The sequence below is a fragment of the Kitasatospora sp. NPDC059646 genome (genome assembly GCF_042734615.1).
GTDB lineage: Bacteria > Actinomycetota > Actinomycetes > Streptomycetales > Streptomycetaceae > Kitasatospora.
The window spans coordinates 136,721-159,830 of the sequence record NZ_JBHWDS010000008.1 but is presented as its reverse complement, the minus strand read 5'-3'; the positions used below and the strand labels follow the sequence as shown (position 1 = coordinate 159,830).

19 protein-coding genes and 1 pseudogene are annotated in these 23,110 nt (G+C 73.6%); 5 read left to right on the top strand and 15 right to left on the bottom strand.

Going from position 1 to position 23,110, the window contains the following annotated elements:
- Positions 1-10 precede the first annotated feature (10 nt).
- The 5 genes and pseudogenes from ACFV1L_RS08085 to ACFV1L_RS08065 all read right to left on the bottom strand — a co-directional run bounded on the left by ACFV1L_RS08085 (position 11) and on the right by ACFV1L_RS08065 (position 5,916).
- Positions 11-907 carry a glutamate ABC transporter substrate-binding protein gene (locus ACFV1L_RS08085; protein ID WP_380363960.1) on the bottom strand — a complete coding sequence of 299 codons (897 nt, stop codon included), beginning with the start codon at positions 905-907 and terminating at the stop codon, positions 11-13.
- Between the two features lie 24 nt (positions 908-931).
- Positions 932-1,660, bottom strand: coding sequence for an amino acid ABC transporter ATP-binding protein (locus ACFV1L_RS08080; protein ID WP_380364014.1), 729 nt, complete (start codon positions 1,658-1,660; stop codon positions 932-934).
- A 41-nt stretch (positions 1,661-1,701) separates the two neighbouring features.
- Positions 1,702-1,950 carry a LapA family protein gene (locus ACFV1L_RS08075; protein ID WP_380363958.1) on the bottom strand — a complete coding sequence of 83 codons (249 nt, stop codon included), beginning with the start codon at positions 1,948-1,950 and terminating at the stop codon, positions 1,702-1,704.
- A gap of 239 nt (positions 1,951-2,189) precedes the next feature.
- Positions 2,190-3,947: pseudogene (locus ACFV1L_RS08070) on the bottom strand (ABC transporter ATP-binding protein); the annotation flags it as partial.
- Between the two features lie 139 nt (positions 3,948-4,086).
- Positions 4,087-5,916: an ABC transporter transmembrane domain-containing protein gene (locus tag ACFV1L_RS08065; protein WP_380363957.1), complete on the bottom strand. Its 1,830-nt coding sequence runs from the start codon at positions 5,914-5,916 to the stop codon at positions 4,087-4,089.
- Between the two features lie 360 nt (positions 5,917-6,276).
- Between ACFV1L_RS08065 and ACFV1L_RS08060 the strand changes: the two genes are divergently transcribed.
- Complete coding sequence (locus ACFV1L_RS08060; RefSeq protein WP_380363955.1) at positions 6,277-7,152, top strand: aldo/keto reductase; 876 nt, start codon at positions 6,277-6,279, stop codon at positions 7,150-7,152.
- A gap of 208 nt (positions 7,153-7,360) precedes the next feature.
- Here ACFV1L_RS08060 and ACFV1L_RS08055 read toward each other — a convergent pair whose 3' ends face one another.
- Positions 7,361-8,161: a MarR family winged helix-turn-helix transcriptional regulator gene (locus tag ACFV1L_RS08055; protein ID WP_380363954.1), complete on the bottom strand. Its 801-nt coding sequence runs from the start codon at positions 8,159-8,161 to the stop codon at positions 7,361-7,363.
- A gap of 507 nt (positions 8,162-8,668) precedes the next feature.
- On the opposite strand from ACFV1L_RS08055, the gene fabG reads away from it, so the two are divergent.
- The 4 genes from fabG to ACFV1L_RS08035 all read left to right on the top strand — a co-directional run bounded on the left by fabG (position 8,669) and on the right by ACFV1L_RS08035 (position 11,435).
- On the top strand, positions 8,669-9,454 hold the full coding sequence (gene fabG, locus ACFV1L_RS08050; RefSeq protein WP_380363952.1) for a 3-oxoacyl-ACP reductase FabG: 786 nt from the start codon (positions 8,669-8,671) through the stop codon (positions 9,452-9,454).
- Positions 9,455-9,584: 130 nt separating this feature from the next.
- Entirely contained in the window at positions 9,585-9,776 is a 192-nt protein-coding gene (locus ACFV1L_RS08045) for a hypothetical protein (RefSeq protein WP_380363950.1), read from the top strand.
- Between the two features lie 446 nt (positions 9,777-10,222).
- Positions 10,223-11,080, top strand: a complete 858-nt coding sequence (locus ACFV1L_RS08040; RefSeq protein ID WP_380363949.1) for a phosphatase PAP2 family protein — start codon at positions 10,223-10,225, stop codon at positions 11,078-11,080.
- 79 nt (positions 11,081-11,159) lie between these two features.
- Positions 11,160-11,435: a DUF6343 family protein gene (locus tag ACFV1L_RS08035; RefSeq protein ID WP_380363947.1), complete on the top strand. Its 276-nt coding sequence runs from the start codon at positions 11,160-11,162 to the stop codon at positions 11,433-11,435.
- Between the two features lie 89 nt (positions 11,436-11,524).
- Here the strand turns inward: ACFV1L_RS08035 and ACFV1L_RS08030 are convergent, their stop codons facing one another.
- The 9 genes from ACFV1L_RS08030 to hpnC all read right to left on the bottom strand — a co-directional run bounded on the left by ACFV1L_RS08030 (position 11,525) and on the right by hpnC (position 23,107).
- Entirely contained in the window at positions 11,525-12,916 is a 1,392-nt protein-coding gene (locus tag ACFV1L_RS08030) for an aspartate aminotransferase family protein (protein ID WP_380363945.1), read from the bottom strand.
- A complete protein-coding gene (gene dxs, locus ACFV1L_RS08025; protein WP_380363943.1) occupies positions 12,913-14,856 on the bottom strand; it encodes a 1-deoxy-D-xylulose-5-phosphate synthase in 1,944 nt (647 codons plus the stop codon). The genes ACFV1L_RS08030 and dxs overlap by 4 nt, the downstream gene beginning before the upstream one ends.
- A gap of 122 nt (positions 14,857-14,978) precedes the next feature.
- Positions 14,979-16,001: an adenosyl-hopene transferase HpnH gene (gene hpnH, locus ACFV1L_RS08020; RefSeq protein WP_380363941.1), complete on the bottom strand. Its 1,023-nt coding sequence runs from the start codon at positions 15,999-16,001 to the stop codon at positions 14,979-14,981.
- 3 nt (positions 16,002-16,004) lie between these two features.
- A complete protein-coding gene (locus ACFV1L_RS08015; protein ID WP_380363939.1) occupies positions 16,005-16,673 on the bottom strand; it encodes a 1-hydroxy-2-methyl-2-butenyl 4-diphosphate reductase in 669 nt (222 codons plus the stop codon).
- Positions 16,670-18,628, bottom strand: coding sequence for a squalene--hopene cyclase (shc, locus tag ACFV1L_RS08010; protein WP_380363937.1), 1,959 nt, complete (start codon positions 18,626-18,628; stop codon positions 16,670-16,672). The genes ACFV1L_RS08015 and shc overlap by 4 nt, the downstream gene beginning before the upstream one ends.
- Before the next feature lie 7 nt (positions 18,629-18,635).
- Positions 18,636-19,799, bottom strand: coding sequence for a polyprenyl synthetase family protein (locus ACFV1L_RS08005; protein ID WP_380363936.1), 1,164 nt, complete (start codon positions 19,797-19,799; stop codon positions 18,636-18,638).
- A complete protein-coding gene (gene hpnE, locus ACFV1L_RS08000; protein WP_380363934.1) occupies positions 19,796-21,193 on the bottom strand; it encodes a hydroxysqualene dehydroxylase HpnE in 1,398 nt (465 codons plus the stop codon). Before hpnE ends, ACFV1L_RS08005 begins: the two co-directional genes overlap by 4 nt.
- 94 nt (positions 21,194-21,287) lie before the next feature.
- Positions 21,288-22,145: a presqualene diphosphate synthase HpnD gene (gene hpnD, locus ACFV1L_RS07995; RefSeq protein WP_380364013.1), complete on the bottom strand. Its 858-nt coding sequence runs from the start codon at positions 22,143-22,145 to the stop codon at positions 21,288-21,290.
- A gap of 41 nt (positions 22,146-22,186) precedes the next feature.
- Positions 22,187-23,107: a squalene synthase HpnC gene (gene hpnC, locus ACFV1L_RS07990; RefSeq protein ID WP_380363933.1), complete on the bottom strand. Its 921-nt coding sequence runs from the start codon at positions 23,105-23,107 to the stop codon at positions 22,187-22,189.
- Positions 23,108-23,110 lie beyond the last annotated feature (3 nt).

Genomic DNA, 23,110 nt, shown 5'->3' with positions numbered 1-23,110 from the left:
CGCCCCCTGCTCACTTGTACCGGTCGATGGCCGGGGGCGGCGGCGCCGGCACTCCGGAGAGGCCGAGCGTCGCGTCGTACGCCTTCTTCCAGTTGCCGTTGTCCATGTTCAGCTGCAGCGCGTCGTTGATCGCCATCCGCAGCACGGTGTCGTTCTTGGGGACGCCGATGCCGTACGGCTCGGTGGAGAACGGCTCGCCGACCATCTTCAGCTCGTCCGGGACCTTCGCCACGAAGCCCTGCAGGATCGCGTTGTCCGTGGTCACCGCGTCGACCTGATTGCTGATCAGGTTGTCCACGCACGCCGAGTAGGTGTCGTAGCCGACCAGCTTGGCCTTCGGGTAGTTGGTCTGGATCCGCTGGTACGGGGTGGAGCCGGCGGCCGAGCAGACCTTCCGCCCCGCCAGGTCCTGCGGGCCGTTGATCTTCGTCTCGTTCTTGCGGACCATCAGCGCCTGCCCGGCGATGAAGTACGGGCCGGCGAAGCCGACCAGCTTCTTGCGGTTCTCGTTGATGGTGTAGGTGCCCACGTAGTAGTCGACCTGGCCGTTCTGCAGCGCCGTCTCGCGGTTCGCGGAGGCGATGGTGCGGAACTCGATCCGGTCCGGGCCGAAGCCCAGGTAGGCGCCGACCATCCTGGCGATCTCGATGTCGAAGCCCGAGTACTCGCCGGTGGCCGGATTCTTCTGCCCCAGGTACGGCTGGTCCTCCTTGGCGCCGACCACCAGGTGGCCGCGCGAGCGGGCCGCGTCCAGGGTCGGCGAGCCGGTGATCGGGTCGCCGCTGCGCACCTCGTAGCTGGGCAGCGCGCCGGGCTGCGGGCCCTTCGGCGGCGGGGTGCCCTCCTTGCCGCACGCGGACAGGCCGGCCGGCGCGGTCAGCACGGCGAGCAGCGCCAGCACGGGCAAGAGCTGTTTCCTCACCGCGCCGCCTCAGTGCTTCAGGATCTTGGAGAGGAAGTCCCGGGCCCGGTCGCTGCGCGGGTCGGCGAAGAACTCCTCGGGGACCCGGTCCTCGACGATCCGCCCGTCCGCCATGAACACCACGCGGTTGGCGGCGGAGCGCGCGAAGCCCATCTCGTGGGTGACCACCACCATGGTCATCCCCTCGGCGGCCAGCGAGCGCATCACCTCCAGCACCTCGTTGATCATCTCGGGGTCGAGCGCCGAGGTCGGCTCGTCGAACAGCAGCGCCTTCGGGTCCATCGCCAGCGCCCGGGCGATCGCCACCCGCTGCTGCTGACCGCCGGACAGCTGCGCCGGGTACTTGTCCGCCTGCGAGGCCAGCCCCACCCGCTCCAGCAGCGCCCGCCCCTTCGCCTCCGCCTCCGCCTTGCCGCGCTTGCGCACCTTGACCTGGGCGAGCGTCACGTTCTGCAGCACCGTGCGGTGCGCGAACAGGTTGAAGGACTGGAACACCATCCCGACCTCGGCGCGCAGTTTCGCCAGGTACTTGCCCTCGGCTGGCAGCGGCCGGCCCTCGATCAGGATGTCGCCGCTCTCCACCGCCTCCAGCCGGTTGATCGCCCGGCACAGCGTGGACTTGCCCGACCCGGACGGGCCGATCACCACCACGACCTCGCCCCGACCCACCGTCAGGTCGATGTCCTGCAGCACGTGCAGGGCACCGTAGTGCTTGTTCACCCGGCGCAGTTCGATCAGCGGCTCGCCGACCGGCCGGTCCGCAGCCTCCTGCGGACCCGTCACCTGGTGCGCCGCCCCTTCAGCAGCCAGCCGAGCGCCGTCCCCGCGAGCAGCGTCGCCAGCAGGGCGATCCAGAGCGGACAGGTGACGGTGAAGACCCAGAACTGGATCTTCACCTTGTCCAGGTTGGCGAACAGGAACCAGATCGCCAGCACCACGATGACGCCGATGCCGATGTACCGGGTGGGGATGCCGGCGATCTCACCGCGCTGGGCACCGGTCGGAGAACCACCTGAAGTCTTGGTCACCCCGGCAGTGTGCCCCCGCCCCGGGCGGTGATCGTCGCACCACCACCGCCCGGGCCGTGCATTCACCCGTCCGCACCACACTCCGCCGATCCGGCACCGCCGACCGGGCTCCCCGCCGGGCTCCCGCCCGGCCCGGGCGGCGGGCCTCCGGCGGGACCGGGCACCGAACCGGCCGCCCCGCCCGGGGCGGCCTCGCGGACGGTGGCGCCGCCCGGGCGGTGCGCGGGCCGCTCGTCGCGCCAGGAGCGCCACAGCGCCGCGTACGGCCCGCCGGAGGCCACCAGCTCCGGGTGCGGCCCGTACTCGGTGATCCGGCCCTGCTCGACCACCGCGATCACGTCCGCGTCGTGCGCGGTGTGCAGCCGGTGCGCGATCGCCACCACCGTGCGACCCGCCAGCACCCTCGACAGCGAGCGCTCCAGGTGCCTGGCGGCCCGCGGGTCGAGCAGCGAGGTCGCCTCGTCCAGCACCAGGGTGTGCGGATCGGCCAGCACCAGCCGGGCCAGCGCCAGCTGCTGGGCCTGCGCGGGCGTCAGGACCGTCCGGCCGGAGCCGACTTCGGTGTCCAGGCCGTCCGGCAGCGCGTCGGCCCAGTCCGCGGCGTCCACCGCGGCCAGCGCGGCCCGCAGCTCGGTGTCGTCGGCCTCCGCCCGGGCCAGCCGGAGGTTGTCGCGCAGGCTGCCGACGAAGACGTGGTGCTCCTGGTTGACGAGCGCGACCTCGGTGCGCACCCGCTCGGCGGGCATCCGGGACAGCTGCGCCCCGCCGAGGGTGACCCGGCCGCGGCCGGGCGCGTAGATGCCCGCCAGCAGCCGGCCCAGGGTGGACTTGCCCGCCCCGGACGGCCCGACCAGCGCGACCCGGCTGCCGGGCTCCACGTCCAGCGTGATCTCGCGCAGGACGTCCGCCCCTTCCCGGTAGCCGAAGCTGACCCGGTGCGCCTCGACCCGCCGGCCGTCGGGGCGCAGCTCCGCGTCGGTCTCCGGCTCGGCGACCTCGTGGACGCCGACCAGCCGGGCCAGCGAGGTCTGCCCGATCTGCAGTTCGTCGTACCAGCGCAGGATCCGCGAGACCGGGTGCACCAGCGCCTGGGCGTACAGCACGCCGGTGGTGAGGCGGCCCGGGCCGATCCAGCCGTGCAGCGCGAACAGCCCGCCGAGCACCAGCGTGCCCAGCACGGCGAGCGCGTAGGTGGCGTCGACGGTGGGGAACCAGACGGTGCGCAGCCACAGCGTGTACCGCTCCCAGGAGATCCACTCGTGGATCTTCCGGTCCGTCAGTTCGACCCGGCGGGGGCCGAGTCGCAGTGCCTCGACCGTCCGCCCCGCGTCGACCGTCTCGGCCAGCGCGGTGTTGACGGCGGCGTAGCCGGCGGACTCGTTCCGGTAGGACTGCGGGGCGCGCCGGAAGTACCAGCGGGAGGTGAGGACGAGCAGCGGCAGGCCGAGCACGGCGGTGGCGGCGAGCAGCGGCGAGGTGACCACGAGTGCGCCGAGCACCAGCAGCACCGAGACGACCGCGACCACCAGTTCGGGCACCGCGTCCCGGATGGAGCGGGCCAGCCGGTCGATGTCGGTGGTGCCCCGGGAGACCAGGTCTCCGGTGCCGGCGCGTTCCAGTACGCCGAGCGGCAGGGCGACCGAGCGGACCAGGAAGTCCTCCCGGAGGTCGGCCAGCACCCGTTCGCCGAGGGTGCTGCCGCGCAGCAGCGACAGCCCGGTGAACACGGACTGCGCCACCAGCGCCGCCAGGTACCACCCGACCGCGGCGGCGATTCCGTCGGCGCCGCCGCCGGTGGAGAGCGTCTCCACCAGCGACCCGAGCACGGCCGGGCCGACCAGGCCCGCCACCGTCGCCGTCCCGTGCAGGGCGGCCACGCCGGCCAGCCCGCGCCGGTGGCGGCGGGCCAGCATCCGCCCGTAGGCCCGCACCGCGGCGGCGGACCCGACCGGCAGCGTGGTGGCCGGCCCCTGTTCCTTGATCGTCGGCGGCTTCACCGGGTGCTCCCTCGCCTTCGTTCTCCTGCTCGGTCTCGGTTGCGGCCTCGGCGTCCGGCGGAGGCCGGGCGGAGGCGGGGCGCCGACGGCCCGTCAGCGGGGCGCTGCGGTGCGGCCGTTCGGTGCCGTGCGTCGGCGCTCACTGCGTGCCTCCCGGGGCGGGCACGCCGGTGCCGGCGGCCGCGAGGTCGGTCTCGTCGCGGGTGACCACCGCCCGGTAGCGCGGTTCGGCGGCCATCAGTTCGCGGTGGGTGCCGCCGGCGCAGACCCGGCCGTGGTGCACCAGCAGGACGGTGTCGGCCTGGTCGAGGAGCAGCGGGCTGGTCGCCAGGACCACGGTGGTGCGGCCCTCGCGCAGGGCGCGCAGCCCGGCCGCGATCCGGGACTCGGTGTGCGCGTCCACCGCGCTGGTCGGTTCGTCCAGCACCAGGACGGGCGGGTCGGCGATCAGCGAGCGGGCGAGCGCGAGGCGTTGGCGCTGGCCGCCGGAGAGCGAGCGGCCGCGTTCGGTGATCCTGGCCGCCATCGGGTCGCCGCCGCACTCGGGCGTGCCGTCGACCAGGGCTTCCAGGGCGTCGTCCGCGCGGGCGGCGGCGAGGGCGGCGGCGGGGTCGATCCGGCCGGAGCGCGGGACGTCGAGCAGGTCGGCGAGGGTGCCGGAGAGCAGCATCGGCTCCTTGTCGTGCACCAGCACGGCGGCCCGGGCGGCGGCCAGCGGCACCGCGTCGAGTTCGGTGCCGCCGAGCCGGGCGGAGGGCAGCGGTGTCTCGCCGTCGGCCAGGGCGGGACGGCCGCCGAGCCGGGCGGCGAGCTCGCCGGCCGCGTCGGGGTCGCCGCAGACCACGGCGGTCAGCCGCCCGGCCCGGGCGGTGACGCCGGTGGTCGGGTCGTGCAGGTCGGACCGCTCGGCGCGGCGCACCAGCTCCGCGGGGTCGGCGGGGGCGCCGGCCGTCGGGCCGTCGGCAGCCGTGCCGTCCCGGGTGAGGGCGAGTACGGACACCACGCGGCCGGCCGAGACCCGGGCGACGCTCCAGGCGTGCGCGGCCTCGCCGAGGACCCGCAGCGGGGCGGCGAGGAAGGCGGTGGCGCCGTAGACGGCGATCAGTTCGCCGACGCCGATCGAGCCGTTCAGCGCCAGGTGCGCGCCGTACCAGGTGACGCCGATGACGAACAGGCCCGGCAGCAGCACCTCCTGGGCCTGCATCACGGACCAGGTGCGGGCGGTGCGCACGGCGGCGGCGCGCACCCGCTGGGAGGCGGCCCGGTAGCGCCGCAGGAACAGCTCCTCGCCGCCGATGCCGCGCAGCACCCGCAGGCCGGCCACGGTGTCGGCGGCGAGCTCGGAGGCCTTGCCGCCGAGTGCCCGCTGCTCGGTGTAGCGCCGCTCGAACGGCCCGAGCAGCGGCCAGACCGCCACGGCCAGCACGGGGACGCCGAGCAGCACGGCGATGCCGAGGCCGGGCTGCCGGCAGAGCACGGCGATGCTGACGCCGAGCCAGGCGAGGACCGCGCCGTACAGCCGGGCGGCGAGCTCGACGTACCAGCCGATCTTCTCGACGTCTCCGCTGGAGACGGCGACGATCTCGCCGGTGGCGATCCGCCGGCTCAGCGCGGCGCCGAGGCTGGACGCCTGACGGGACAGCAGCTGGCGCACCTGGGAGGCGGCGTGGATCCAGTTCCACACCACCTGCCGGTGCACCAGCACCGTGGTGGTGGTCTGGCCGGCGGAGAGCAGCAGGGCGAGCAGGCCGGCCGTCAGCAGCCCGGCGCGGTCGCCGTCGACGACGGCCTGGACGCCGAGGCCGACGGCGACGGGCAGCGCCGCCGTGCAGCCGAGCTCCAGGACGCTCCAGAGCGTGGCGAGCAGTTGGCCCCTGCGCTGGGACCGCTGGAGCCAGCGCAGGAAGCCGAGGGGTGAGCCGAGGTCGGGGCTGCCGGGGTCGGGCAGCGGCAGGGGGACGAGCGGCATGGTCGCTCCGTTACGGGACGGGGTCGGGCGAGGACCGCCGGGGAGGGCACGGCGGAGGGGCCACGCAGGGCCGCAGAGAGCCTCGGGGAGCCGCGGCGGCCGCCGGGAGCGGCGGGGCGGCGGACGGGCGGTGCGTTGTCACATGCTGGGGAGCGTGGCCGCCGCGATGTGACGCACGCAACAGGTTTTTCTGCGGATCGGCCCGATTCGGCCGCCGCCCCCGAAGCGTTTCACTCGTTGAGGGGAACTCACGGACAGGGGGAATAGACGGATGTTCGACCCGGTTGCCGCCGTTCTGGAAGCACCCGCACACCCAGAGCACCGACTGGAGCTCCGCACAACCGAAGGGCACTCCTTCTCGTGACCAGCACTCCCGCAGTACCCCCGATCCCCTCCGTCGCGCTGAACAACGGCGTGCGGATCCCGCAGCTCGGCTTCGGCGTCTGGCAGGTGCCGGACGCGGAGGCCGTCCCGGCGGTGCGGACGGCGATCGAGTCGGGCTACCGCTCGATCGACACCGCCGCGATCTACGAGAACGAGGCGGGCACCGGCCAGGCGATCGCCGAGGCCGGCGTGGCCCGGGACGAGCTGTTCGTGACCACCAAGCTGTGGAACTCCGGCACCGTCGACTGGTCCGGCGAGCAGGGCCGCGACCGCGTGCTGCGCGCCTTCGACGAGTCCCTCGCCAAGCTCGGCCTGGACCAGCTGGACCTGTACCTGATCCACTGGCCGCGCCCGATGCACGGCACCGTCTTCCTGAACATCTGGCGCGCCTTCGAGCAGCTGCACGCCGACGGCCGGGTCCGCGCGATCGGCGTCTCCAACTTCCGCGTTCCGGACTTGGAGCTGCTGCTCAAGGAGACCTCGGTGGTCCCGGCGCTGAACCAGGTCGAGCTGCACCCGTACTTCCCGCAGACCGAGCTGCGCGCCTTCCACGCCGAGCACGGCATCGCCACCGAGGCGTGGAGCCCGCTGGGCCAGGGCGGCGACCTGCTGGCCGAGCCCGCCCTGCTGAAGATCGCCGAGAAGCACGGCCGCACGGCGGCCCAGGTGGTGCTGCGCTGGCACCTGCAGAGCGGCGTGATCGCGATCCCGAAGTCGGTCACCCCCGCCCGGATCCGGGAGAACCTGGACGTGACGGGCTTCGAGCTGGACGCCGAGGACCTCGCGGCGATCGCCGCCGTCGCCACCGGCAAGCGGATCGGCCCGGACCCGGCCGGCTTCGACTGGAACTGACGGCCCGAACCGGCCCGCCCGAGGCCCCGACTGACGCCGCATCAGCAAAGGCTGACCCCCCGTCAGCACGGAGAGTGACGCCCCGGGAAGCCGGAAGGGGCCGACACCTGACGAGGTGTCGGCCCCTTTCCGGCGCGTCCCGGGCGGTGCCGCGTGCCCGCCGGGGCGCGTTCGCCGCCCGAAACTTGGACGGTGCTTTGCAGAATCGTTACAGCCGGGCGGCCTTCGCGAGCAGCGCCAGCGCCGGCGCGTGCTCGTGCGGCTCCAGCGGAGCGAGCAGCGCCTCCTGGACCTCGCGGACCCCGGCGGTGGAGCGGTGCAGCAGCTCCTGGCCGGTCGGGGAGAGCGAGAGCAGGTTGCGGCGCCCGTCCGACGGGTCGCGGCGACGCAGCACCAGGCCGCGCCGCACCAGCCGGCTGACCATCTCGGCCATCGTCGCCTTGTCCAGCGACGCCAGCTCGCCGACCGTGCGCTGGTCGGCGCCCGGTTCGGTCTCCAGCGCGTCCAGCACGGCGTACTGAGGGGCCGTCAGCTCGGTGCCGACCTTCTCCGACCACAGCTTCGTGTGGACCTGCTGGGCGACCCGGATCAGGTAGCCGATGGCCCGCTGGGCGTCCAGCGTGGGCCTGGCGTCGGCCATCACGGCGACGGCGGCCGGTTCGAGCCGGGCTATCCGCGCCATGGTCCGGACGAGTTCCAGCTGCTCGTCCGGGGTGAGCGGTTCGAACAGGGTCCGCTGGACGCGGACCACGCCGCCGGTCGCCTCGCGCACCGCCTGAGCACCGCTCTGCGAGAGGGCCAGCAGCTTGCGGCGGCCGTCGGCGGGGTCGCGGCGGCGGAGCACCAGGCCCCGTCGGACCAGCCGGGCGACCATTTCGGCCATCGTGGCCTTGTCGAGCGAGGCCCGTTCGCCGACCGTGCGCTGGTCGGCTCCGGGTTCCAGCGCCAGTACCAGCAGCACCGCGAACTGCGGAGCCGTCAGCTCGGTACCGACGTATTCGGACCACAAGCGGGTGTGCACCTGCTGGGCCACTCGAATGAGGTGACCGGGCGACTGCTGCAGTCGGCCGGGCACGCGGGTTGTCGGGATCTCCCCCAGCACCATGAAATCCGTCCCGGTGTCACGCTCGGGGGTGTGTGGGACACCCGAGCGGGGCAGTAACGGCGAGTGAGCATCCCGCTGTGAGTAAGGACGCGCCGGCCGTGCAGCCGGTGGCTGCTGGCGCACACTATACAAACGGTCGGCCTGGACCGGCAGGTAGGGGCGCAGAGTAGTCGCAGGTTCGGCAAAGTTGGCATATTTCCCCCGTATGTCGGGACCACGTCCAACCCGGTTCACCCGCTCGGCCGCCGCCCGCCCTCACCCTCTGTCACCTGCGGCGCTGCCTCTGGCCGGAATTCCTACCCGCCGGTAAGGTTGCCGCGCTGCGCGCTGCGCACCTCATTTATTTCTCATCCACGGGTCGCCGGCCCGCGCCGGTCCCGTCGTCCGACTTCGAGAGAGACGAGTACGAAGATGACCGAGCAGAGCACGTCCGTGACCGCCGACGCTCCGGTGCGGGTGGCCGTGGTGACGGGCGCGGCCCGCGGGATCGGCGCCGCCACCGCACTCCGGCTGGCCGCGGACGGTTACGCGGTCGCGGTGGTCGACCTGGAGGAGTCCAACGCGAAGGGCACCGCCGAGGCGATCGTCGCCGCGGGCGGCCGGGCGCTGGCCGTCGGCGCCGACGTCTCGAACGCCGAGCAGGTGCAGGCCGCGGTGGACCGGATCGCCGCCGAGCTGGGCACCCCCGTGGTGCTGGTGAACAACGCGGGCGTGCTCCGCGACAACCTGCTGTTCAAGATGTCCGAGTCGGACTGGGACACCGTGATGAACGTGCACCTCAAGGGCGCGTTCCTGATGACCCGGGCGATCCAGAAGCACATGGTGGACGCCGGCTTCGGACGCATCGTCAACCTGTCCTCCTCCTCCGCGCAGGGCAACCGCGGCCAGGCCAACTACTCGGCGGCCAAGGCCGGCCTGCAGGGCTTCACCAAGACCCTGGCCATCGAACTCGGCAAGTTCGGCATCACCGCCAACGCCGTCGCCCCCGGCTTCATCGCCACCGACATGACCGCGGCCACCGCGGCCCGGGTCGGCATGGAGTTCGAGGCCTTCAAGCAGGCCGCCGCCTCCGCGATCCCGGTGCAGCGGGTCGGCGTGCCGGACGACATCGCGCACACCATCTCCTTCCTCGCCTCCGAGGGCGCCGGCTTCGTCTCCGGCCAGGTCATCTACGTGGCGGGCGGCCCGCTCGACTAGTGGCCGGCGGGCTCGTGGTGCGCCGCTCCCGGCGCGGGTCCAGACTCGACGTGCAGGCCTGCCAATCCCCGGCGGCAGGCGCCCCGCCCGAGGGCCCGGCCCTTCGGCGCTCCACCCACGGAGGATCTTGATGACCGAACCCACGGACAGCGACTCGACGCCCACCCCGGACCACCTGCTGCACACCGGGGCGGAGCACCCGGTCGACCCCGAGGACCTGGTGATGGCCTCGGGGCGCACCCCCACGCCGGAGCTGGTCGCGAAGGCGAAGAAGGACCTGGAGGAGCAGGGCGCGGCGGCCGTCGAACGCGTGCTGCCCTGAGCCGCCCGGCCCGCCCGACCAGGCGGCCGATTTCCCGGAAGTGACGCGCGTCACGGGAAATCGGCCGCCCCTTTCGTTCTCGCACCACCCGCCCGCCAATTGGAGAATCGGCGGGAAAACGGCGCCCGGGAGCACCCCGGAGCGTGATTTGGCCCACTCCCCCGGGCTTTCCCGACCGACTCCGACGGCTCTGAACTGCCCGTATGGGGATAGTGCGGACAACCGATCACCGGCGGGTGACAGATGGCCCGAATAGCCCGGACCGCTCAGGGCCAGCCGGTAATGTCGAAGGCGTGCCAGCCAAGCCCGAATCCTCCGAGAAGCGGATATCGACCACACCACGCACGGTTCCGGTCCAGTCCGAGCGCGATTCCGTCACCGATGCGACGGAATCCGCACTCCCTTCGATCAGCCGGCGGCACGCTCTGCTCTTCGGCATCACGGCGGTGCTCTACCTCGCGGTGGTGCTGGCCATCATGTGGGACTCCCCGCTGGTGGACCTGGACTGGGCGCTGCAGCAGCTGCGCCCGTACAAGGTGTGGCCGCAGGCCCTGCCCTACCTGGACATCTGGGTGATCGCGGGGCAGCGCGGACCGACCGCCATCGCGGCCTGCCTGTGGCTGGGCTGGCGCTGCTACCGCACCCACTCGGCGCGGCCGCTGCTGGTGATGGGCATGGCGCTGCTGCTGTTGAACGTCACCGTCGGCGGGGTGAAGATCCTGACCGGCCGGCTGGGTCCGCACTACGCGCACTACGTGGGCTCGCCCGAGCTGTTCTCCGGCGGCACCATCTTCCCGTCCGGGCACACCGCCAACGCCGTGGTGACCTGGGGCGTGCTGGCCTACCTGGCGGCGCGCTGGCGACGGACCGGGACGGTGCTGGCGGCGCTCACCGCGGCCTCGATCGGGCTGACCACCGTCTACCTGGGCACGCACTGGATCTCGGACGTGTTCGCCGGCTGGGCGGCCGGCGCGCTGGTGCTGCTGTCGCTCCCGCTGGCCGAGCCGGCCGTCGCCGCGCTGGACGAGCGGGTGCTGGCCGTCTGGCACCGGGAGGGGCGGTTCGCCCGGCCCGCGCCGGCGCCCCGGCCGAAGCCGGCGGTGGCGCGCTGGACGGCCGGCCCGCTCCCGCTGCCTCCTCAGGCCGCCCAGGCGCGCTCCACCACGCCGTCCCGCACCGTCAGGTTGAGCCGGTCGGACCGGTACTCCATGGTGAGCAGCGCCTCCGGCTCCAGCACCCGCACCGTGCGCCAGCCGCGCTCCGCGGCCAGCGCCCGGGCGGGCTCCACCGGCAGCCCGAGGTAGTCGTCAAGCCTGTCCTCCACCGCTCCGCCTCCCGTGCCCGACAGTCCTACGCTGGAAGGGTAGAGGGAGGCGGTTGCGTATGCGGCGGGTGAGGACGCCGAAGGTCTGGCGGAGCGGGACGGAGCCGGCCACCGCGCGCAGCGATCTGAAGCTGCGGTTCCTGCTGTCGGTGGTCTTCCTGCCGTTCTTCGCGCTGTGCACCGCCGGGTTCGCGGTGTGGGCGGGCTTCGCGTCGCCGCACGGCGCACCCAGCAGCGGGACGCTGATCGTGTTCGCGGTGGGCTGCGGGGTGCTGACCCTGGTGGCGGCGGCGGACCTGTGGGTGGTGGTGCGCCGCCGCCGTACGGAGCTCTAGGGTCTGTCGTCGAACCCACGCCGCAATCCCGCGGCGTCCGGTGTGTGCTCTCGGCGTGCCGGACGGAAGGCCTGGTACTGGGTGTACTCCTAGCGCGAGCCGACGGCCTGCTTGACCAGGGTGCGGCCGAAGTCCCACATCAGGCCGCTGCCGCGGTGGGCGTCGTCCATCACCTCGGTGAAGGCGTCCACGAAGCGGGCGACCTCCCGTTCGGTGACGATGAGCGGCGGGATCAGCTTGATCACCTCCAGGTGGTCGCCGGAGACCTGGGTGAGGATCCGGTGCCGTTGCAGCAGCGGCACGACCACCATCTGCGCGAAGAGTCCCTTGCGGGCGGCCTGGAGGGCGGTCCAGCCGGTGCGCAGCTTGAGCGACCGGGGCCGGCCGAACTCGATGCCGATCATCAGTCCGCGGCCGCGCACCTCGGCGAGCAGCTCGTACCGGTCGGTCAGCGCGGCGAGCCGGGTGCGCAGCAGCTCCCCGACCGCGGCGGCGTTCTCCACCACGCCCTCCTGCCGCATCACGTGCAGGGTGGCCAGGCCGGCGGCCATCGCCTGGGCGTTGGAGCCGAAGCTGGCGGAGTGGACGAGCACGCGGTCCATCGAGGAGTACACCTTCTCGAAGATCCACGCCTTGCCGAGGGTGGCCCCGATCGGCACGTAGCCGCCGGACAGGGCCTTGGCCGCGCACACCAGGTCGGGCTGGACGCCCTCCTCGGCCTGGAAGGCGAAGAAGGTGCCGGTGCGGCCGACGCCGGTCTGCACCTCGTCGCAGATCAGGAGTGCCTTGTGGTCGTGCAGCAGCTGCTGGGCGGCGGCCAGCCAGCCGGGCGGCGGGGCGAGCACGCCCTTGCCCTGGACCGGCTCCACGATCAGTGCGGCGACGTCGCCCTTCTTCAGTTCGCGTTTCAGCGCGGCCAGGTCGCCCAGCGGGATCGCGGTGTCCGGCAGGAGCGGGTCGAAGCCCTTGCGGAAGCCGTTCTCGCCGTTGACGGAGAGGGAGCCGGCGGTGAGGCCGTGGAAGGCGTGGTCGCAGTACAGGACGCGGCGCCGGCCGGTGGCGTACCGGGCGAACTTGAGGGCGGTCTCGACCGCCTCGGTGCCGCTGTTGCCGAAGAACACCCGGTCGAGGCCGGGCGCGTGGGCGATCAGCTGTTCGGCGAGCAGGCCGGGCAGCGGGGAGCAGTCGAAGCGGGTGAGGTCGGCGGTCTCCAGGTCCATCGCCTGCTGGACGGCGGCGCGGACCACCGGGTGGTGGCGGCCGAGCGCGAAGATGCCGAACCCGGCGAGCATGTCGAGGTACTCGTTGCCCTCGGCGTCGTAGAAGTAGGGGCCCTTCGCGCGTTCGTAGTACCGGTCGAAGCCGATGGTGTGCAGCATCCGGGGCAGCTGCGGGTTGAGGTAGCGGGCGTGCAGCTCGTAGCGGTCGCCGCCGCGGGCGTCGAGCAGGGCGGCGAGGTCGAGCGGTTCGGCCTGGGTCACGCTGGTTCGCTCCAATCGGTCAGCGGCATCCGGGGCCGGTACTCCTGGGTGCCGGTGGGGGTTCCGGGCAGCAGGCGGCGCGCGTGCGCGGCGGTCTGGGCGGCGACGCCGGTGCCGGTGAGTCCGATCTCTTCGAGGATCTCACCGCGCGAGGCGTGGTCGAGGAACTCCTGCGGGATGCCGAGGTCGCGCAGCGGCACGTCCACGTCGGCGTCGCGCAGTGCCTGGGCGATCGCGGAGCCGACGCCGCCGGCCCGGCCGTTGTCCTCGACGGTGACGACCATCCGGTGCGCGGCGGCCAGGGCGACCAGGGCGGGGTCGACGGGCTTGACCCAGCGCGGGTCGACGACGGTGGCGGTGATGCCCTCGGCGGCGAGCAGCGCGGCGGCGTCCAGGCAGGCGGGGACCATCGGGCCGACGGCGACCAGCAGCACGTCGGGGGCGGGGCCGGTGCGGGCGAGCACGTCGGTGCCGCCGATCCGTTCGACGGCGGGCACGTCGGGTCCGAGGTCGCCCTTGGGGAAGCGCACCACGGTGGGGGCGTCCTCGACGTCGACGGCTTCGCGCAGCTGTTCGCGCAGCCGTTGGGCGTCGCGCGGGGCGGCGATCCGCAGGCCGGGGACGACCTGGAGGATCGACAGGTCCCACATGCCGTTGTGGGAGGGTCCGTCGTTGCCGGTGACGCCGGCCCGGTCGAGCACGAAGGTGACGCCGAGGCGGTGCAGGGCGGCGTCCATCAGGACCTGGTCGAAGGCCCGGTTCAGGAACGTCGCGTAGACCGCGACCACCGGGTGGAGGCCGCCGGTGGCCAGGCCGGCGGCGGAGGCGACGGCGTGCTGTTCGGCGATGCCGACGTCGAAGGTGCGCCCGGGGTGGGCCTTGGCGAACGGGCCGAGTCCGACGGGGTGCAGCATGGCGGCGGTGACGGCGACCAGGTCGGGGCGTTCGGCGCCGAGGGCGAGCATCTCCTGCCCGAACACGGACGTCCAGGAGGCGCCGGCGGACGGCGAGACCGGAAGGCAGGTGTACGGGTCGATGGGGCCCACGGCGTGGAAGCGGTCGGCCTCGTCCTGTTCGGCGGGCCGGTAGCCGCGGCCCTTGACGGTGAGGCAGTGCACGATGACGGGGCCGCCGAAGTTGCGGGCCCGGCGCAGCGCCTGTTCGACGGCGGCGATGTCGTGGCCGTCGATCGGGCCGAGGTACTTGAGGCCGAGGTCCTCGAACATGCCCTGCGGGGCGAAGGCGTCCTTGAAGCCCTTCTTCGCGCCGTGCAGGGCGTCGAACAGCGGCGGCCCGACGACGGGGGTGCGCTGCAGGGCGTCCTTGCCCCAGGCGAGGAAGCGTTCGTAGCCCTTGGTGGTGCGCAGGGTGGCGAGGTGGTGGGCGAGGCCGCCGATGGTCGGCGCGTAGGAGCGCTCGTTGTCGTTGACGACGATGACCAGCGGGCGGTCGTCGGCCTCGGCGATGTTGTTGAGGGCTTCCCAGGCCATGCCGCCGGTGAGTGCGCCGTCGCCGATCACGGCGACGGTGCAGCGGTCGACGCCGAGCAGCTGGTTGGCCTTGGCGATGCCGTCGGCGTAGCCGAGCGCGGTGGAGGCGTGCGAGTTCTCGATCAGGTCGTGCGGGGATTCGGCGCGGGCGGGGTAGCCGGACAGGCCGTCCTTGGCGCGCAGCCGGCTGAAGTCCTGCCGGCCGGTGAGCAGTTTGTGGACGTAGGCCTGGTGGCCGGTGTCCCAGAGGATGCGGTCGTGCGGGGAGTCGAAGACGCGGTGCAGGGCGATGCTGAGTTCGACCACGCCGAGGTTGGGTCCGAGGTGGCCGCCGGTGCGGGTGACGGCGTCGATCAGGAAGTCGCGGATCTCGTCGGCGAGCGGCGGGAGCTGCTCGGGGCGCAGTCGGCGGAGGTCGGCGGGTTGGGTGATCCGGCTCAGCAGTGGCATGGCGTGCCCCTCACGGCTGGTTCGGGTGGGTGGAGGTAGGTGTCCAGCCTGCGGCCCCGGGGTCGCGGTCGCCTGTCGGCGTGGGCCGCCCGCGCGGGGCGCGGGCGGCTCCTGACGGCCCGTCAGGCCTTCGGGGCGGCGAGGGTCTCCCGGGCGGCGCGGATCGATTCCTTGAGGGAGCCCATGGTGGCGAGCACGGCGGTGGGCTCGTACCCGCAGTGGGCCATGCAGTTGTCGCAGCGCGGGTCGCGGCCGCGGCCGTACTTGTCCCAGTCGGTCTTCTCGATGAGTTCCCGGTAGGTGGGGACGTAGCCGTCGGCCATCAGGTAGCAGGGGCGCTGCCAGCCGAACAGCGAGTAGTTGGGGATGCCCCAGGCGGTGCACTCGAAGTCGACCCTGCCTTCGAGGAAGTCCAGGAACAACGGGCTGTGGTTGAGCCGCCAGCGGCGGCGGTTGCCTCCGGCGAAGGCCTTGCGGAACAGCTCGCGGGTCTGTTCGACGCCGAGGAAGTGGTCCTGGTCGGGGGCCTTCTCGTACGCGTAGGCCGGAGAGATCATCATCTCGTCGACCTTGAGTTCGTCGTTCAGGAAGTCCAGCACCTCGACCACGGTCTGCGGGGTGTCGGTGTTGAAGAACGTCGAGTTGGTGGTGACCCGGAAGCCCCGCCGCTTGGCCTCCTTGATCGCCTCCACGGCCTCCGCGAAGGTGCCCTCCTTCGCCACCGACGCGTCGTGCCGCTCCTCCAGGCCGTCGATGTGCACGGCGAAGGTGAAGTACGGCGACGGGGTGAACAGGTCGAGCTTCTTGCGCAGCAGCAGCGCGTTGGTGCACAGGAAGACGTACTTGCGGCGGGCGACCAGCTGCCGGACGATCTCGTCGATCTGCGGGTGCATCAGCGGCTCACCGCCGGCGATGGAGACCATCGGGGCGCCGCACTCCAGGACCGCGCCCACCGCCTGCGCGACCGGCATCCGCTGCTTGAGCACCCCCGCCGGGTGCTGGATCTTGCCGCACCCCTCGCACTTCAGGTTGCACGCGAACAGCGGCTCCAGCTCCACGATCAGCGGGAACTTGTCCCGGCGCTTCAGCTTCTGCTGCATGAGGTAGGTGGACACGCGGATGGTCTGACGCAGCGGCATGGCCATGGCTTAGCTCGCCTCCTGGGGGAGCGTCGAGGGCTGTGTGGACGTCAGCGGGCGGGGCGCGGCGGCCAGCTGCCGGTGCCACGCGGTGAGGGCGGGGACGGCGGCGCGCAGCACCCGCCAGGCGCGGAACCCGGCGGGCAGGGTGCCGGGGCGGACGAGTTCCCGCTCGGGGGTGTCGACCACCACCCGCAGCACCGCGGCGGGCAGCTCGGGGGCGTGGGCGGCGCGGGCGGCGAGCACCGCGGCGGCCTCCATGTCGACGGCGAGCGCGCCCTCGGCGTGCAGCCGGGCCCGTTCGGCGCCGCGCACCACGTGGTCGGCGGTGCGGTGGGTGCCCAGGTGGACGCGCAGCCCGGCCTCCTCCAGGGCGGTGGCCAGCGCGGGCGCGGTGCCGAGCGGGTGGACGGCGCCCTCGGGGTCGGTGACCCGGTCGGCGACGATCACCTCGCCGGGGCGCACCCCGGGGCCGACCGCGGCGCCGAACCCGGCGACCAGCAGCGCCCCGTAGCCGCCGATCTCCAGCAGGGCGGCGGCCCGCGGCCCGGCGGCCCGGCGGCCCATTCCGGTGCGGGCCAGCACCGGGGGTCCGCCGGCCGCGCCGGACCAGTCGCCGCCGCGCAGCGCCCAGGCCTCGGGGCCGAGCGCGCACAGCACCAGCAGGGGCGCGTTCACCGTTCACCGCCCCGGCCGAGCGGGGCGTCGTGCAGGTACCGGCCGAGTGCGGTGACCGGGAAGACCAGGCGGTACAGGTGGTAGTTGATGGAGAAGTCCCAGGGGAAGCCGGTGCCGGTGTACTGGGGTTCGTCCCAGGTGCCGTCGGGCCGCTGGGTGCGGGCCAGCCAGGCGATGCCGCGTTCGACCGCCTCGGAGTCGCGTTCGCCGGCGGCGAGCAGCGCCATCAGGGCCCACGCGGTCTGCGAGGCGGTGGACTCGCCGCGGCCGGCCCAGGTGGCCGGGTCCTCGTAGGAGCGCATGTCCTCGCCCCAGCCGCCGTCGGTGTTCTGCCGGGCGGTCAGCCAGCGGACGGCGCGGCGGATCGCGGGGTGGCCGGGGGCGGTCCCGGCGGCGATCAGGGCGGGCACCACGGAGCCGGTGCCGTAGATGTAGTTGGTGCCCCAGCGGCCGAACCAGGAGCCGTCGGGTTCCTGGTGCCGGAGCAGCCAGGCGACGCCGCGCCGGGTGCGGGGGTCGCGGGTGCGGCCGGTCTCGGCGAGCATCTCGACCATGTGCGCGGTGACGTCGGCGGAGGGCGGGTCGATGACTTCGCCGAAGTCGCAGAACGGCAGCTTGTTGGGGAGCCGGCTGGTGTTGTCGGCGTCGAACGCGCCCCAGGCGCCGTCCTTGGACTGCATGCCGAGGCTCCAGTTGACGGCCCGTTCGACGGCTCCGGCCAGCCTGGGCCGGTCGGGGTGGTCGATGCGGCGCAGGGCGAGCACCACTTCGGCGGTGTCGTCGACGTCGGGGTAGGTGTCGTTCTGGAATTCGAACGCCCAGCCGCCGGGGTCGAGCCGGGGCCGCTTGACCGACCAGTCGCCGCGGGTGGTGACCTCCTCGCCGAGCATCCACTCGCCGGCCCGGACCAGGGCGGGGTGGTCGCCGGGCAGTCCGGCGTCGCGCAGGGCGATGGCGGCGAGGCAGGTGTCCCAGACCGGGGACTGGCAGGCCTCCATCCAGCGCTTGCCGTCCTCGGTGTGCACGGTGAAGGAGTCGAACGCGGCCAGGCCGGCCTTCATGACGGGGTGGTCGAGCCGGTAGCCGAGCAGCCGCAGCGCGATCAGCGAGTACACGGCGGGCGGCTGGATGCCGCCCCAGCAGCCGTCGGCCTCCTGCCGCTCGACGATCCAGGCGGCGGCCTGGCGCAGCGCGAGGCGGCGCACCGGCTTGATGGCGTGCCGGTGGTAGCGGTGCATCAGCTGGTCGAGCCGCTGGAAGAGTCCGTCCCAGGTGTGCGCGGGGGCGAGCGGCCGGTCGGGGTACGGGTGGGCCGGGTCGGTGTGCAGTTCGGTGAGGTCGAACGGGGCGGGCCGGACCGGGCGGTGGGCGGAGACCACGGTGAGCGGGACGATGGTCTGCCGGGCCCACTGGCCGAAGGAGTAGATGTTCAGCGGCGCCCAGCTGGGCAGGAACAGCAGTTCGGGCGGGAGTTCGGGGAGTTTCGCCCAGGGCCACCAGCCGAACAGGGCGAGCCAGATCCGGGTGAAGACCCGGGTGGCGGCGATGCCGCCGTGCTCCCGGACGTGGGCGGCGGCGGCCCGCATGTGCGGGGCGTCGGGGGCGTCCCCCGCGAGCCGGAGGGCGACGTACGCCTCGACGGTGGTGGACAGTTCGGGCGGGCCGCCGTAGAAGGTGGCCCAGGTGCCGTCCTCCCGCTGCCGGGAGCGGATCCAGGCCGCGGTGGCCCGGGTCTGCTCCTCGGTGCGGATGCCCAGGAACTGGCGGAGCAGCAGGTCTTCGGCGTCCATGGTGACGTTGGTCTCCAGGTCGCCCTTCCACCAGCCGTCGGCGTGCTGGAGTGACAGCAGGTGTGCGGTGGCTCGGCTGAGCGCCGCCGCGGGTGAGGAATCGTCAGATCGTGTTACTGCAACTGAGGTTTGGGGTCCGAGCCTTCCACCCGCGGTTGCTGTCACTCTTACGTCACCTCTCTCTGACCACCACGAATTCGGCGAGAGCGACGAAGTGCTCGCGCACCTCGTCGGTCATGGGCACCTCGCCGAGCGCGGCGAGGGCGGTGTCGTACTGGCGGCGGGCCTCTTCCTGTGTCCAGGCCCGGCCGCCGGCCTGCTCGATCAGCGCGGCGCGGGCGGCGAGCTGCTGCTCGCTCTCCTCGCCGCGGCCGGTCGGGTCGGCCAGCTGTGCGGCCAGCTCGCGGGAGGCGGCGCCCCCCTCGGCCAGCGCGGCGCACACCGGGAGCGACTTCTTGCGCGACTGGAGGTCGCTCCAGTGCGGCTTTCCGGTCACCTCGGTGGCACCCCAGATGCCCAGCAGGTCGTCCACCGCCTGGAACGCCAGGCCCAGGTGGTGGCCGTACCGCTGGAGCGCGTCGGAGATCTTGTCGTCGGCGCCGGCCAGGACCGCGCCGATCGCCGCGGAGGCCGCCAGCAGGGCGCCGGTCTTGCCGCCCTCCATGGTCAGGCACTCCTCGACCGTCACCACGTCACGCTGTTCGAACGAGACGTCCAGGGCCTGTCCGTCGATCAGCCGCCGGGTCGCGGTGGTGATCAGGCGGACGGCGCGGGCGGCGTCGGTCGGGGTGGCCCCGCCGGTCACCGCGGCGTCCAGCAGGACCTCGGTGCCGAGGGTGGCCAGCGCGTCGCCGACCAGGACGGCCTGCGCCGGGCCGAACACCGTCCAGGCGGTGGCCCGGTGCCGACGCGTCTCGTCACCGTCCATCAGATCATCATGGAGGAGGGAGAAATTGTGCACCAGCTCGACCGACACGCCGCCCGGTACGCCCACCTGCGCGTCCGCGCCGACCGCCTCGGCCGACAGCAGGGCCAGTGCGGGCCGCACCGCCTTGCCGCCGTCGCCCGCGGCGGGCCTGCCGTCGCGGTCGATCCAGCCGAAGTGGTACGCCGCGACGGTGTCCATCGGCGCCGCCAGACGGGCGACGGCCCGGCGCATCGGCGGCGTGCAGAGCGTGCGCCCGCGCGCCAGCAGGTCCAGGACCGTCGGGGTGTCCCTGACCGTCGAGCCGGTGCGTGCCTCCACGTGCGTTCCCTCTCGGTACGTCTGGCCGGCCGCGAACGGCGGCCGGCCGGGTGCGATGTCGGTGGTCGGGTAGCGGCGGGTGGCCGTCATCGGGGCCACCGCCCGTCCGCCCGGTCGACGGGGAGCCGACCGGTGCCGGCCAGCGCGGCGTCGGCCGCGGCGTGGCCGCTGCGCACGGCGCCCTCCATGGTCGCGGGCCAGCCGGTGGCCGTCCAGGAGCCGGCCAGCAGGATGCCCGGGACGTCGGTGCGCGCGCCGGGGCGCAGCCGGGCGGTGCCGGGCGCCGGGTCGAAGGTGGCGGTGCGCTCCCGGGTGACGAAGAAGTCCAGCACCCGCGCGCCGCGGGCGGCGGGCAGCAGCCGGGCCAGCTCGGGCAGGTAGCGCTCGCGGAGTTCGGCGACCGGCAGGTCGATCTCGTCCTCGGCGGCGGACTGCGACACGGCCAGGTACTGGGCGCCGGGGACGGCCAGGCCGGAGTGCCGGGTGCGGTCGAAGACGAACTGCACCGGGGAGCCGATCGCCGCGAAGAACGGGCGGCGGATCATCGGCCGGTCGTAGATCACGTGCACGTTGAGGATCGGCGCGGTGCCGAAGTCGGCCAGCCGCTGCTGTCCGGGGATCGCGCCGGGCGGCAGCAGCGCGGCCGCGGTGTCCTGGGCGCCGGCCAGCACGACGGTGTCGGCGGTGAGCAGTTCGCCGCTCTCCAGCCGGACGGCGTGCGGTTCGGCGGCCTTCAGCTCGGCGGCCTTGGTGCGCAGCAGCACCCGGACGCCCGCGCGTTCGAGTTCGGCGCGGGCCCGGTCGTGGTGGATCTCGCCGAGCGGGGCGCGGGCGATGCCGATGTCGGCGGCGCCCGGGTCGGACAGCAGGCCGGTCTGGAACACCTTCGCCGCCAGCGCCATCGAGGTCCGGTCGGCGGTGGCGTTCAGGGTGGCGACGCCCACCAGGTCCCAGACCGCCTCGACGGTGGCCGGGGTCTGGCCGTGGCGGCGCAGCCACTCGCCGAAGGAGAGGTCGTCGAGCGCCGGGTCGTCCAGGTCGAGGCCCTTGAGGGCGAGCGCGCCGCGCACCACCCGCAGCCGGTCGACCGGGCCGAGGTGACGGTACGTGGCGAGGCTGCCGGCCAGGTGCAGCGGGACGGGCAGGGCGGCGCGGCGCAGCCGGCCGAGGCTGGGGGTGCCGTCGGCGGCGAGGCCCAGCACCGGCACGTCCAGCCGGTCCTGCAGGTCGACCAGGTGCTGCGCGCCGAGGCGGTCGATCAGGCCCCGGTAGGCGGTGCAGCAGCGCAGGTAGACGTGCTGGCCGTTGTCGACCGTCAGGTCGCCGCGTTTGAACGAGAAGGCCAGGCCACCGAGCCGGGGGCGGGCCTCCAGCAGGGTGGTGCGCACGCCCGCCTCGGCGAGCCGGAGGGCGGCGGTGATGCCGGCCAGGCCGCCGCCGACCACCACGGCGGTGCGCTGCCGCTGCGGGGTCGGCGTGCTCATCGGTCCTCCCGGACAGCAGTGGACTGAGGGCACAACAACGTGCGCGTGCGTCGTGATTCCCTGTTGACACAGCGTGACATAACTGGCGTGAGAATCAAGAACGCCCTCCGGCGAGCCCGGACAGTGCCACGTATGCCTTCTCCCAGCCGGGCAGCGAGACCCGGCCGCGGAGCACCGAGTGCGGGTCGGCGGAGATCCGGCCGAGCAGGCGGTGGTAGATGCCGGCCATCGCGGCGGTGGCGGCGCGGCTGCGGCGGTCGAGCATCGGCAGCAGCCGCAGGCCCTCGGCGAAGGCCTGCTGGGCGCGGTCGGCCTCGAAGGCGACCAGGCCGGCGAAGTCGGCGCCGGCCGGGAGCTGCGGGAGGGCGAAGCCCTGCTGGCAGCCGAACCGGGCGAGGTCCTCGGCGGGCAGGTAGGTCCGGCCGTTGAGGGCGTCCTCGCGCAGGTCGCGCAGGATGTTGGTGAGCTGCAGGGCCAGGCCCAGGGTGTCGGCGTACTCGGCGCCGCGCTCCCGGTCCTCGCAGCCGTAGACGCCGAGCGAGAGCCGGCCGATCGAGCCGGCCACGCAGCGGCAGTACACCTTCAGCTCGTCGAACGTCCGGTACTCGACGCCCTTGAGGTCCATCTCGACGCCGTCGATCAGCTCGTCGAAGCCGCCGAGCGGGATCGGGAAGCGGCGGGCGGCGTCGGCCAGCGCGACCTTGATCGGGTCGGTGTCGTCCTCGCCGACGGCGCCGGCCCGGATCTCGTCCAGCAGGGCGCGGGTGCGGGCCAGCGCCTCGGTCTTCTGCTCGGCGGGCAGCTCTCCGTCGCCGATGTCGTCGACCCGGCGGGCCAGCGCGTACAGCGCGGACATCGCCAGCCGCTTGGCCTCGGGCAGCAGCCGGATGCCGTAGCTGAAGTTGCGGGCCTGCAGGGCGGTGACCGCCTCGCAGTACCGGTAGGCCGCCATGACCGGCGCGGACGCCAGTGGTGATGCCCCCACGCGGGCGCTCACCTTCCCTTCGCGAAAAGTGCCGCCGCCCGGCCGGCCAGACGGCGCTTGTCCGGCTTCGCCCGGTGCGCGAGCACGTCGAACCCGGCCGCCGCGATGGCGTCCAGGGCTGCGTACCCGCCGGCGGTGAATCCCGCCAGCAGCAGTCGGAGCCTCCCGTGAACCGTACCCACCAGCGGCGCGCCGCGGTCGAGCAGGGTCCGGGCCCGGCTCGCCTCCCAGGCGATCAGCTGCCGGACTTCGCGGGAGGCGGCGGGGGCGGCGAGGTCCTGTTCGGTGACGCCGAAGGTGGCGAGGTCCTCCTGCGGGAGGTAGATCCGGCCGCGGTCGAGGTCCTCGGCGACGTCCTGCAGGTGCTCGACGATCTGCAGCGCCGTGCAGATGGCGTCGGAGAGTTCGATCCGCTCGGGGGTGGCGCGGCCGGCCAGGGCGAGCACCAGGCGGCCGACCGGCTCGGCGGACAGCGTGCAGTAGTGCAGCAGGTCGTCGTAGGTCGGGTAGCGGGCGGTGGTCTGGTCGACCCGGTTGGCCTCGATGAGCCGGCGGAACGGCTCCGGGGTGACGGCGTGCTGTTCGATCAGCGGGACCAGGCGGCGGAGCAGCGGGTGGCGCGGCTCGCCGGCGGCGGTGCCGAGGACGGTGCCGCCCTGGGCGCGGTCGTCGCCGAGGGCGGTGGCGAAGGCCCGGTCGAGGTCGCGTTCGAGGCCGTCCAGCAAGGCGAGCCGGAAGCCGTCGTCGGCGGGCCCGCCGGGCACGTCCAGCAGCTGGGCGACGGCGGCGGGGTCGGCGAGGTCGCCGTCGCCCGCGTCGTCGATCAGCCGGGCGAAGCCGTAGACCGTCATCAGGTCGTCCCGCCAGGCCGCGGGCAGGAAGCCGGGGGCGACCGGGAAGTTCTCCAGGTCCGCCTTGTCCAGCGTCACCGC

Coding starts and splice junctions, on each gene's coding strand:
- ACFV1L_RS08065 (WP_380363957.1), bottom strand. CDS start 5,916: ATGCCGCTCGTCCCCCTGCCGCTGCCCGACCCCGGCAGCCCCGACCTC.
- fabG (WP_380363952.1), top strand. CDS start 8,669: ATGACCGAGCAGAGCACGTCCGTGACCGCCGACGCTCCGGTGCGGGTG.
- ACFV1L_RS08045 (WP_380363950.1), top strand. CDS start 9,585: ATGACCGAACCCACGGACAGCGACTCGACGCCCACCCCGGACCACCTG.
- ACFV1L_RS08035 (WP_380363947.1), top strand. CDS start 11,160: ATGCGGCGGGTGAGGACGCCGAAGGTCTGGCGGAGCGGGACGGAGCCG.
- dxs (WP_380363943.1), bottom strand. CDS start 14,856: ATGCCACTGCTGAGCCGGATCACCCAACCCGCCGACCTCCGCCGACTG.
- hpnH (WP_380363941.1), bottom strand. CDS start 16,001: ATGGCCATGCCGCTGCGTCAGACCATCCGCGTGTCCACCTACCTCATG.
- ACFV1L_RS08005 (WP_380363936.1), bottom strand. CDS start 19,799: ATGACGGCCACCCGCCGCTACCCGACCACCGACATCGCACCCGGCCGG.
- hpnE (WP_380363934.1), bottom strand. CDS start 21,193: ATGAGCACGCCGACCCCGCAGCGGCAGCGCACCGCCGTGGTGGTCGGC.
- hpnD (WP_380364013.1), bottom strand. CDS start 22,145: ATGGCGGCCTACCGGTACTGCGAGGCGGTCACCGCCCTGCAGGCCCGC.